This window comes from Prevotella sp. TCVGH (assembly GCF_023522295.1).
In the GTDB taxonomy this organism is placed as follows: Bacteria; Bacteroidota; Bacteroidia; order Bacteroidales; family Bacteroidaceae; genus Prevotella; species Prevotella timonensis.
In genome coordinates this window covers 1-10810 of sequence record NZ_QFFX01000073.1, presented here as the reverse complement: position 1 = coordinate 10810, position 10810 = coordinate 1, and the positions used below count along the sequence as shown (strand labels likewise).

Annotated in this window: 9 protein-coding genes and 1 tRNA gene; 8 read left to right on the top strand and 2 right to left on the bottom strand. The window is 41.6% G+C overall.

Annotated elements, in window-relative coordinates:
* Positions 1-565 precede the first annotated feature (565 nt).
* The 5 genes from nhaA to DEM91_RS10855 all read left to right on the top strand — a co-directional run bounded on the left by nhaA (position 566) and on the right by DEM91_RS10855 (position 5563).
* Complete coding sequence (nhaA, locus tag DEM91_RS10875) at positions 566-1900, top strand: Na+/H+ antiporter NhaA (RefSeq protein WP_249858936.1); 1335 nt, start codon at positions 566-568, stop codon at positions 1898-1900.
* Between the two features lie 69 nt (positions 1901-1969).
* On the top strand, positions 1970-3778 hold the full coding sequence (locus DEM91_RS10870; RefSeq protein ID WP_249858935.1) for an AMP-dependent synthetase/ligase: 1809 nt from the start codon (positions 1970-1972) through the stop codon (positions 3776-3778).
* Positions 3775-4899, top strand: a complete 1125-nt coding sequence (prfB, locus tag DEM91_RS10865; RefSeq protein WP_249858934.1) for a peptide chain release factor 2 — start codon at positions 3775-3777, stop codon at positions 4897-4899. Before DEM91_RS10870 ends, prfB begins: the two co-directional genes overlap by 4 nt.
* Before the next feature lie 23 nt (positions 4900-4922).
* Complete coding sequence (locus DEM91_RS10860) at positions 4923-5060, top strand: hypothetical protein (protein ID WP_169337608.1); 138 nt, start codon at positions 4923-4925, stop codon at positions 5058-5060.
* Between the two features lie 2 nt (positions 5061-5062).
* Positions 5063-5563: a CYTH domain-containing protein gene (locus DEM91_RS10855; protein WP_249858933.1), complete on the top strand. Its 501-nt coding sequence runs from the start codon at positions 5063-5065 to the stop codon at positions 5561-5563.
* Here DEM91_RS10855 and DEM91_RS10850 read toward each other — a convergent pair.
* Complete coding sequence (locus tag DEM91_RS10850) at positions 5511-5918, bottom strand: VanZ family protein (RefSeq protein ID WP_025071884.1); 408 nt, start codon at positions 5916-5918, stop codon at positions 5511-5513. The genes DEM91_RS10855 and DEM91_RS10850 overlap by 53 nt on opposite strands.
* Before the next feature lie 147 nt (positions 5919-6065).
* On the opposite strand from DEM91_RS10850, the gene DEM91_RS10845 reads away from it, so the two are divergent.
* The 3 genes from DEM91_RS10845 (at position 6066) to DEM91_RS10835 (ending at position 10184) form a co-directional block, all read left to right on the top strand.
* Positions 6066-6986 carry a helix-hairpin-helix domain-containing protein gene (locus DEM91_RS10845; protein ID WP_249858932.1) on the top strand — a complete coding sequence of 307 codons (921 nt, stop codon included), beginning with the start codon at positions 6066-6068 and terminating at the stop codon, positions 6984-6986.
* Between the two features lie 167 nt (positions 6987-7153).
* Positions 7154-8359 (top strand): CobW family GTP-binding protein, encoded by a 1206-nt coding sequence (locus tag DEM91_RS10840; protein WP_249858931.1) that lies wholly within the window; start codon positions 7154-7156, stop codon positions 8357-8359.
* A 157-nt stretch (positions 8360-8516) separates the two neighbouring features.
* Positions 8517-10184: a formate--tetrahydrofolate ligase gene (locus DEM91_RS10835; RefSeq protein WP_249858930.1), complete on the top strand. Its 1668-nt coding sequence runs from the start codon at positions 8517-8519 to the stop codon at positions 10182-10184.
* A gap of 69 nt (positions 10185-10253) precedes the next feature.
* Here DEM91_RS10835 and DEM91_RS10830 read toward each other — a convergent pair.
* A tRNA-Pro gene (locus DEM91_RS10830) sits at positions 10254-10329 on the bottom strand.
* Positions 10330-10810 lie beyond the last annotated feature (481 nt).

Genomic DNA, 10810 nt, shown 5'->3' with positions numbered 1-10810 from the left:
TTAGAATGAATGAAAAAATTTGACAAGTAAATTAGGAAAAGTGAATAAAAACTGTCAAGTGATTTTAGGAAAGTACACTTTAATGTCGTTGAAGCATGTGAATAATGCCTCTAATACATGTTTCCAAGACCGATAAGTCAATATTTTAGCTTGAAGAGACGTTTATTTTATTAAAATCAGTGCATTTTTGCCCAACGTTTGCCTATTAAATTTTTCTATTTTGAAGATTTTCAATGACCGTTTTTTGGTAAAGTTTTAGGACAAAAATAATGAAGGGCTTTAGCAAATGGAAAGGTAATTTTTGTGACAATCAATGAAAGCGAATGAGGAAAACTGTGAACAAAAGTCATGCAATTCGCTTCGCTCGCATTTGTTGTTGAAACAAAAGAGGAAAGGTGATTTTTCACAATCAACTACCTTTCTTCAATGAGCGAGTCGTGTTATGCTTACATGAATAAATAACAAAATTACTTGTATTTAGTTGATTTTTTGTTATTTTTGTATCGAATTCTTTAGAGATTATATCTTTTTGAGCATTATTGATCAACTTAAAATCAACATATTAATGTCAGACAAACAAGGAAGTAGGAATATTTATGATAAGGTAGTGAAGAGCGTTCAACGCTTTATGGCACAAGAAAAGTCGGGAGGAATAGTGCTCGCTGTGGCAGTGCTACTCGCCATCTTGTTGGCAAACTCCGCACTCAGCAATCGCTATTATGACTTTTTTCAGCAAAAGTTAGGTTTTATATGGAATGGAGAACCCTATCTGTATTTTAGTCTTCACCATTGGATTAACGATGGTTTGATGTCTATTTTCTTTTTCCATATAGGGTTGGAGCTTAAACGTGAGCTTATTTCAGGCGAGCTTTCCAATCCTCGCAACATCATTCTGCCCATTGGGGCTGCTATTGGTGGAATGGCGGTTCCAGCCTTGGTATACCTTTTCTTCAATGCGGGTACCCCCGAATCTGCTGGTTGGGGAGTCCCCATGGCGACGGATATCGCCTTTGCTTTAGGCGTGTTGTTCCTTTTAGGAAAACATGTACCCACCTCTATTAAAGTGTTTTTAACCACCTTGGCTATTGTAGATGACTTAGGAGCGGTGATAGTGATAGCCCTTTTCTACACCTCCGACATTTCCGTTGCCAATTTAGCCTTGGGCTTAGGCTTCCTATTATTGATGTTTATTGGGAATAAATTGGGAGTCAAAAATGTTTTTTTCTACGCATTTTTGGGCATCGTAGGTGTTTGGATTGCTTTCCTCTTGTCGGGAATCCATGCCACCATTGCTGCGGTGTTAGCTGCCTTAACCATCCCCGCCGATTCTACGATAGACGAAAATACCTATCTTTATAGGATGCGTAAATTGGGGCTACGCTTTATGACCGCCAACACCAATGAGTATCGCACGTTGGAAAACGAGCAGGTGAAGATATTAGCCACCATTAGGGAAGATGCCAAGATAGCCATTCCGCCTTTGCAGTTGATAGAGCACCATTTGAATCCATTCGTCACGTTCCTTGTCCTTCCCATCTTTGCCATTTCCAATGCTGGCATCAGTTTGGTGGGCATCGACTGGTCGGCGATATTTGCTACCAATGTTGCTATCGGTATAGCCCTCGGCTTACTGTTAGGAAAACCTCTTGGAGTGGTAGGCATTACGTGGCTGTTGGATAAGCTGAACATTGCCAAGCGCCCTCATGACATGTCGATGAGGCATTTATTTGGGTTGGGCTTTTTGGCATCTATTGGTTTTACGATGTCCATGTTTGTGTCTACCTTAGCTTTTCGTACCGACCTATTGCTGACGCAAGCCAAGATAGGTATTTTTGCTGCCTCTATCGTCGGTGGATGTCTTGGTTATCTCTTGATGAAACCCTCTCGGCAAGGAAAATAAGAGAAGCAATACTTGGGAGGTTTCGCAATTTATCGTACCTTTGTCATAGGAAAAAAAATACAGACTTTTATGCAAACAAGATGTCATCTATCTGTTCTGATACACGAACAAGCAAAAAAATACGGAGCACGGGGCGCCTTGACTTTCCGTAACTTTGGGAGTAAATCATGGAAGACAGTCTCCTGGAAACAGTTCTCCTTGCGTGTGATGCAAGTATCAAATGCACTGATACATTTGGGTGTGAAGCCACAGGAGAGCATTGGTGTGTTTGCACAAAATTGCATACAATATCTCTATGCAGACTTTGGTGCTTATGGCGTACGAGCCATCACCATTCCCTTTTATGCCACCAGTAGTGAGCAACAGATAAAATACATGATTCAAGATGCACAGGTACGAATCCTTTTTGTTGGCGAACAAGAACAATTTGAAAAAGCTCGCAGAATCTTTGCCTTATGTCCTTCTTTAGAGCGAGTGATTATCTTCGACCGTAGTGTACAAATTGGAGAACAAGACTCTTTTGCGCTCTATTTCGAAGATTTTATTGCGTTGGGCGAGGATGTTCCACACCAAACAGAGGTAGAAGAACGCTGGGCAGCGGCGAATGATGAGGATATTTGTAATATTTTGTACACCAGTGGGACAACAGGTGATAGCAAAGGGGTGGTATTGACCTATGGACAATATCATGCAGCGATGATAGCCAACTATCAATGTGTCCCTATTCGAGAGACCGATCGTGTGATGGATTTTCTTCCCATTACGCATATTTTCGAGCGCGGGTGGCTATATTTATGTCTCACGGTGGGCGCCCATATCATTATCAACACCTATCCTAAAGAAATTCAGGAATCGATGCGGGAGATGCATCCCACGTGTATGTGTGCCGTTCCTCGCTTTTGGGAAAAGATGTATATCGCTGTGAAAGAAAAGATAGACAATTCTAATCCCCTCCAGAAAAAGCTCTTTAATCGTGCGTTAGCTGTAGGAAAGAAATACAATATCGACTATTTGAGTCATGGCAAACGTCCTCCGAGGGCATTGTCCATAGAATATGAGATGTATAATAAGACGGTCATGGCATTGGTGCGTAAGCAAATTGGTTTGGAAAAGGCGCACATCTTTCCGACGGCAGGAGCCTATGTCTCTCCCGAAGTCGAGATGTTTACCCACTCTATTGGCATCTGTATGCAGGTAGGGTACGGACTGACGGAGAGTTTGGCAACAGTGTCTTGCGATCATGTGGACAAACCCTATACGATTGGTTCGGTAGGACGACCCATTGAAGGAATAGAAATCAAGATAGGAGAGAACAGCGAAATTTTATTAAAGGGCCCTACAATTACAAGCGGATACTATCAACGAGAGCATATCAATGAAGTAGCATTTGATGAAGATGGCTTCTTTCATACAGGTGATGCAGGTTATTTGAAGGACGGAGAATTATATCTGACCGAAAGAATCAAAGACCTTTTCAAAACCAGCAATGGTAAATATGTGGCTCCGCAAATGATAGAAGCCATGATGCTGGTAGACAAATACATCGATCAGGCGGTCATCATTGCCGACCAGCGCAAGTTTGTTTCAGCATTAATCGTGCCAGAGTTCCGCTTATTGGAAGAGTATGCGCACGATCATGGAATAGCGTTTAATAGCCGAGAGGAAATTTGTGGAGATGCTCGAATCGTAAAGATGATGCTCGACCGTATTTTGACGTTACAACAATCGTTAGCACACTACGAACAAGTGAAGCGTATTACACTCGTTCCTCATCATTTCACCATGGAGCGAGGCGAATTAACCAATACGCTGAAAATTAAACGTCCTGCTATCAATAAGAATTACAAGGACATCATTAATAAGATGTATGAAGAATGATAACAAGTGACCAACTCAAGGATGTGATAGAGCGCACACAGGCGTTACATCATTATTTGAATATTGACCAAAAGAAGATAGAGTTCGAAGAAGAACAACTGCGAACACAAGCGCCTGACTTTTGGGAAGACCCACAGCGTGCCCAAGAGCAAATGATCAAGGTGAAAGGCATTGAGAAATGGCTGAAAGGTTACGAGCAAGTTCGTCAGATGGCTGATGAATTACAGTTGGCGTTTGAATTCTATCGTGATGAAATGGTCACCGAAGAAGAGTTGGACCATGATTATGCCAAGGCCATAGTCGCCATAGAGGATTTGGAACTCAAAAATATGTTGCGCCAGAAAGAAGACCCTATGGATTGTGTCATGAAGATAAATTCGGGTGCTGGAGGTACAGAGAGCCAAGATTGGGCGCAAATGCTCATGCGTATGTATATGCGATGGGCTGAAGCACATGACTATAAGTGTACGGTGAGTGACATCCAAGATGGTGAAGAAGCAGGTATTAAGAGTGTCACCATGAAGATAGAGGGGAACGAATACGCCTATGGCTTCTTGAAAAGTGAGAATGGAGTGCACCGTTTGGTGCGCGTCTCACCGTTTAATGCGCAAGGAAAGCGAATGACAAGTTTTGCCAGTGTTTTTGTTTCTCCATTGGTAGATGATACCATAGAGGTCTTTGTAGACCCCGCATGTGTTTCCTGGGATACGTTTAGATCGAGTGGAGCAGGTGGACAAAATGTCAATAAGGTAGAATCTGGGGTGCGTCTTCGCTATCAATATCATGACCCAGACACTGGAGAAGAGGAAGAAATCCTGATAGAGAACACCGAAACGCGCGACCAACCGAAGAACCGGGCCAAGGCGATGCAGCTGCTGAAGAGCCAACTATACGATCGTGCCATGAAGAAACGGCTTGAAGCACAAGCAAAAATAGAAGCAGGAAAGAAGAAAATAGAATGGGGAAGTCAAATCCGAAGTTATGTTTTTGACGATCGAAGAGTGAAAGATCATCGTACCAATTTCCAAACAACCGATGTTGACGGAGTGATGGATGGAAAGATTGACGATTTTATAAAAGCCTATTTAATGGAGTTCCCCATTGTGGAAAGTGAAGATTAACTAACCTTTTAAATCATACAAAGATGAGTGGAAAAAACAAATTCAACAGAACAAAGCGTGAAGCAAGACAAGAGAAGCAGGCAAAGAATGTCATCAAATGGCTCTCTATCGCATTGCTTGTTTGTGCCATTATATGGATGATTGTTGCGCTGAATGTTTAACAATGAGCGGATTAGAAATAGAACGGAAGTTCTTGGTAAAGAAAGGTGACGCCTATAAGCAGTTTGCTTTCTCGAGCAGTCACATCCAACAAGGCTACCTTCCGTGCATTGGGGCGACCGTCAGAATAAGAACTCGTGACGATAAAGCTTACCTAACCATTAAAGGAAAGGCTACCAATGGGGGCTTGTCTCGCTATGAATTTGAGACAGAAATAACCATGGAGGAGGCTTCACAACTCTTCAAATTATGTCAAGGGGGTGTGATAGATAAGCGTAGATACTTGGTTAAAAGCGGAGCACACACCTTTGAAGTGGATGAATTCTACGGAGACAATGAAGGCTTGGTGTTGGCAGAAGTGGAATTGGCTCATGAACAAGAGCCTTATGTGAAGCCCGATTTTATTGGAATGGAGGTGACTGGAGATGCTCGGTTTTACAACAAATACATGCTCAATCATCCTTATTCCGACTGGAAAAATACCTTACCAGAAGAATACCAATAAGCTGCGCTAAGATGACGCCAATGCTGTTGGCAAGGAAGTCGTACCAATCTCCACTTCGATTGCCATGGGTGCATGTTGCTTGAACAATCTCAATGAGCCCTCCCATCAATAGAGGAGTCAGAAAAGCGATGATGAACAGTCGTTTAGAGGTGAGCGGTCGTCGACTCTTGAGGTCCTCCCAGTAAATGCAAGACGTGAGCACAAAGTACAATGCAATGTGTGTCCACTTGTCCATTAAGGCAACATCGCTCAGTGGTGTCTCTGGAATTGGAATGAGACATACAATCCAAATGCCAATGACCAAAGTCAAAGTCACGGGATATGTTCGCAAAAAATGGGAGACCTGTTGTTTCATTTGTTATCGACAATGTACGGTGCAAAGTTACAGTATTTTGTTCATGAAAAGAAGCAATTGTGGAGTGAATGTTATTTACTCGTGCTGATGAGGTGCTATCTCTGCTATGGAAGTCCGCCCATATCTTAACAATCATCTTGAATAGTGATGTCTTTCAAGGATTTTTTTTATTTTAACAAGTCAGATCGCAAGGCACTTTTATTTCTGTTGCTCTTAGGTATTGGAGCGACAATACTGTTCTATGTCTTTAGTGACCCAAAGAATATTGACGTCAATACTCCCATTCATGATACGATATTTGCTTATCGGGATGCTCATGTTGACCGTTATGGACAGCAACCTGCTGTGTATTACCGTGTAGAAGGTCGACTAATAGAACTTTTCCCTTTCGATCCTAATACAGCAGACAGCACAGCTTTGTTACGCTTAGGACTCCAACCGTGGCAAGTTCGGAATATATATAAATATAGAGCGGCAGGAGGCGTATATCGCCAACGCAGCGATTTTGCACGTCTTTATGGATTAACACAGAAGCAATATCGAACACTCGAGCCTTATATTCATATAGGTTCAGATTATCAACCAGCTGCAGAAGCTGTTGCATCGGTGAACAAAACTGTGGGCTATGGGCGTGATACGCTCCGTTTTCCTGTCAAAATAAAATCTTCAGAACATATCTCAGTGAACACGGCAGATACTAATTTATTAAAAAAGGTGCCTGGTATTGGGAGCTATTACGCACGTCAAATCATTCGTTACCGTACCCGATTGGGAGGGTTTTATTCGACACAACAACTGTTAGAGATAGAAGATTTCCCAGAAGAATCTTTACCTTATTTCCGTATTTCAACGCACGACAAAGAACATATCCAACGTCTGTTTGTCAATCGGTTATCCATACATCAGCTCAAGCGACATCCATATATGGGTTATTACAGAGCTCGAGCCATAGTAGACTATCGACGTTTGAAGGGTCCCATTCATCGTTGGGAGGATTTAAGCATGCTTCCAGATTTCACACCTGACGTGATAGCACGCCTTTCGCCTTATGTTTCTTTCTCGGAATAACCGTTTTTATCGTTTTTGATGCCCTTTGGTACTCTCGTTGGATCCATTTGTTTGCTTTTTTAGGCGTTAAGTTTTTGGCAAGTTTTATTTCCGTTTTTAATTCCAATAAGGTGAGAATTCAAGAATTTTGTCTACATTTGCATGAACAATGTAAAATATAAGAAGAAATGAAAATACAAGAAACTCCTGTTTTATTGCTTACTGGATATTTGGGAAGTGGCAAGACCACTTTAGTGAATCGAATCTTATCGAATAAGAAAGGTATCAAGTTCGCTGTTATTGTCAACGATATTGGAGAAATCAATATTGATGCCGACCTGATTGAACAGGGTGGAGTAGTGGGTCAGAAAGACGATAGTTTGGTGGCTCTTCAAAATGGTTGTATCTGTTGCACACTGAAGGTAGACCTGATAGAACAACTGAATGACATTGTTCGGATGAATAAATTTGATTATATTGTCATTGAGGCGAGTGGCATTTGTGAGCCAGCTCCGATAGCTCAAACCATTTGTGCATATCCCGAACTGTATCCTCATTTGGCTAAAAATGGCATTGCGAAACTGGATGCTATAGTCACCGTGGTTGATGCATTGCGGTTGCGCGATGAGTTTAATGTTGGAGACGACTTGCTGAAGCAAAACATTGATGACGATGATTTGGAGCGGTTAGTCATCGAACAAATTGAATTTTGTAACTTTATCGTGCTGAACAAGGCGGCAGAAGTGAGCGCAGAAGAACTGGAAAAGGTGAAGAAGATTATCCGTGCTATCCAACCCAAGGCACAAATCTTGACCTGTAACTATGGTGATATTGATTTAGATTTAATTCTTCATACAGATATGTTCGATTTTGAAAAGGTGGCTACCTCTGCCAGTTGGATAGCAGAGATAGAAAATCATGGTGACACTGAGCCTTCTCATACGGCGCAGGAGCATCATCACCATCATCATCACCACCACGATGAACATGAGGGAATTGAGAATGAAGAGAGTGGAGAGGCACTCGAATATCATATAGAAACGTTTGTCTATTATCGACGTCCACCGTTTAATCTCGGACTGTTCGATGATTTTGTCGCTCGTCGTTGGCCTAAGAACATTATTCGTTGCAAGGGAATTTGTTATTTTCACGATGAAAAAGACAAATGTTATGTTTTTGAACAGGCAGGTAAACAGGTTCAAATTCGCGATGCTGGACAGTGGTATGCTACCATGCCAGCTGAACAACTGCAAAAGTACATGGCGCAGAACCCTGGACTTCAGCGTGATTGGGACGAACAATATGGTGACCGCATGCAGAAGTTAGTGTTCATTGGGCAAAATCTTGACAAGGAAGAAATCATAAGAGAACTTGATCAGTGTCTCGATGAGTAGCACCAATGACGCCTGTCTCAAATCTTGTCCTCATCAGTACTTCCATACTTTTTTTAACGGTATGAAAGGCAAATAATAGGTAAAAAGGTTGCACCTTGAAGTTTTTTCAAGTAAATTTGGAGCATCTAATATGTCAAACTTAAGCTAATCAATTAAAATGAAAACAGACTCAGAAATTGCTCATGAAGCAAAATTAAACCTTATTGGTGACATCGCACGTCAAATTCATATTCCAGAGGACGATTTAGAGCCTTATGGAAAGTATATGGCAAAAGTGCCTTACACCCTGATTGATGATGAGAAGGTAAAAAAATCCAATCTTATTTTGGTGACTTCTATTACACCTACTAAAACAGGAAATGGAAAAACAACGGTCAGTGTAGGGCTGGCGTTGGGAATGAACAGGATTGGAAAGAAAACCATTGTTGCTTTGCGCGAACCCTCTTTAGGTCCTTGCTTTGGAATGAAAGGTGGAGCTGCAGGTGGAGGTTATGCACAAGTGCTGCCAATGGAGAAGATAAATCTTCACTTCACAGGCGATTTTCATGCCATTACTTCGGCTAATAATATGATTTCAGCCTTGTTGGATAACTATTGTTACCAGCATCGTGACGAGGGCTTTGCCTTAAAGGAAGTGCTTTGGAGACGAGTTCTGGATGTGAACGATCGCAACTTGCGTAACATTATCACAGGATTAGGTGGACGTACCGACGGCATTGTTTCTGAGTCAGGCTTTGATATTACGCCCGCCTCTGAAATTATGGCAATCCTTTGTTTGGCTCAGGATGAAGATGATTTGTTGAGACGAATTGAGAATATCCTTTTGGGCTTTACCATTGAAGGAAAGCCTTTTACAGTGAAAGACCTCGGTGTGGCAGGTGCCATTACCGCTATCTTGCATGATGCCATTCATCCAAACTTAGTTCAGACCACAGAGAACACACCTGCCTTTATCCATGGTGGACCTTTCGCCAATATCGCACACGGTTGTAACAGTGTTATGGCAACTAAGATGGCGATGACCTTTGGAGAGTACGCTATTACAGAGGGAGGATTCGGTGCTGATTTAGGAGCAGAGAAATTCTTTGATATCAAATGTCGTAAGGCAGGCATTTCTCCTAAACTGACGGTGTTAGTAGCTACCGCACAAGCGTTGAAAATGCACGGTGGCATTGATATATCGTCTATCAAGGAACCGCATATTGAAGGAATTAAGCAAGGCTTTGCAAACATGGACAAACACATTCACAACCTTCAATCCTTTGGTCAGACAGTGGTTGTCTGCATCAATCGATTCCCAACGGATACTGATGAAGAATTACAATTGATACAAGAACATTGCCAAAAGTTAGGCGTAGGTTGTGCTATCAATACCGCCTTCGTTGACGGAGGAAAAGGAGCAGAAGCATTGGCACGTTTGGTTGTGGACACAATTGCGCAAAAGCCTTCAACACCGCTGAAGATGTTGTATGATGATAACGACTCGGTAGAAGATAAAGTTCGCAAGATTGCTCTGCAACTTTATGGAGCACGTGACGTTATTCTCAAGCCTGCTGCCAAGAAGATGTTGAGTCGTATTGAGGAATTGGGATGCGCTCACTTCCCTGTATGTATTGCAAAAACACAATACTCTTTTTCTGAAGATGCGAAAGCCTATGGAATGCCAACCAATTTTGATATTACTATTCGTGACTTCGTTATTAATAAGGGGGCAGAGATGATAGTGGCGATTGCAGGAAACATTATGCGCATGCCAGGATTACCAAAAGTTCCATCAGCCGAGAACATTTCTGTTGTCAATGGTGAAATTCAGGGCTTGTCCTAAAAACGAAATCGAATGATTCACAATAAAAAAGCACTTCGTACGAAACGTATGAAGTGCTTTTTGAATGATTGGTCGGGATGAGGCGACTCGAACGCCCGACCCCTACGTCCCGAACGTAGTGCGCTACCAACTGCGCTACATCCCGTAAGTTGATTTTTGTGGTTTAATCAACTCTACCTTCTTTAGCATTTGCAAAGGTATAGTAATTTTTTGTAAATCGCAAAACATCGTCTGCTTATTTCCTTTTGCTTGCATGGCTCTTCCGTGTACGAAACGTTGTTCGCTTTGAAAAATAATCTTTTTTCTTTTGTTTCAACAAGCATTATCTTTCAATGTGAGGAATCGTTTCTTTTCAATCTTATCTTTTTGGATGGTGACATTCATTTGCTTTTGTCCTGTAATTTTACCAAAAAACGGCCATCTAAAATCTTCAAAATAGAAAAAATTAATAGGTAAACGATATGCAAAAATGGGCTGATTTTAACAAAACTGATGTTTTTTTAAGCTGAAACATTGATTTAACGGGCTTGGAAACATACATTAGCGGTGTAAGATAATTCTTAAACTACAACTGATTGAAAATAAATAAGTTACCTTGTTGATAAGACTAAACTGGTAACGATTTA

Coding starts and splice junctions, on each gene's coding strand:
- nhaA (WP_249858936.1), top strand. CDS start 566: ATGTCAGACAAACAAGGAAGTAGGAATATTTATGATAAGGTAGTGAAG.
- DEM91_RS10870 (WP_249858935.1), top strand. CDS start 1,970: ATGCAAACAAGATGTCATCTATCTGTTCTGATACACGAACAAGCAAAA.
- prfB (WP_249858934.1), top strand. CDS start 3,775: ATGATAACAAGTGACCAACTCAAGGATGTGATAGAGCGCACACAGGCG.
- DEM91_RS10860 (WP_169337608.1), top strand. CDS start 4,923: ATGAGTGGAAAAAACAAATTCAACAGAACAAAGCGTGAAGCAAGACAA.
- DEM91_RS10855 (WP_249858933.1), top strand. CDS start 5,063: ATGAGCGGATTAGAAATAGAACGGAAGTTCTTGGTAAAGAAAGGTGAC.
- DEM91_RS10850 (WP_025071884.1), bottom strand. CDS start 5,918: ATGAAACAACAGGTCTCCCATTTTTTGCGAACATATCCCGTGACTTTG.
- DEM91_RS10845 (WP_249858932.1), top strand. CDS start 6,066: ATGTCTTTCAAGGATTTTTTTTATTTTAACAAGTCAGATCGCAAGGCA.
- DEM91_RS10840 (WP_249858931.1), top strand. CDS start 7,154: ATGAAAATACAAGAAACTCCTGTTTTATTGCTTACTGGATATTTGGGA.
- DEM91_RS10835 (WP_249858930.1), top strand. CDS start 8,517: ATGAAAACAGACTCAGAAATTGCTCATGAAGCAAAATTAAACCTTATT.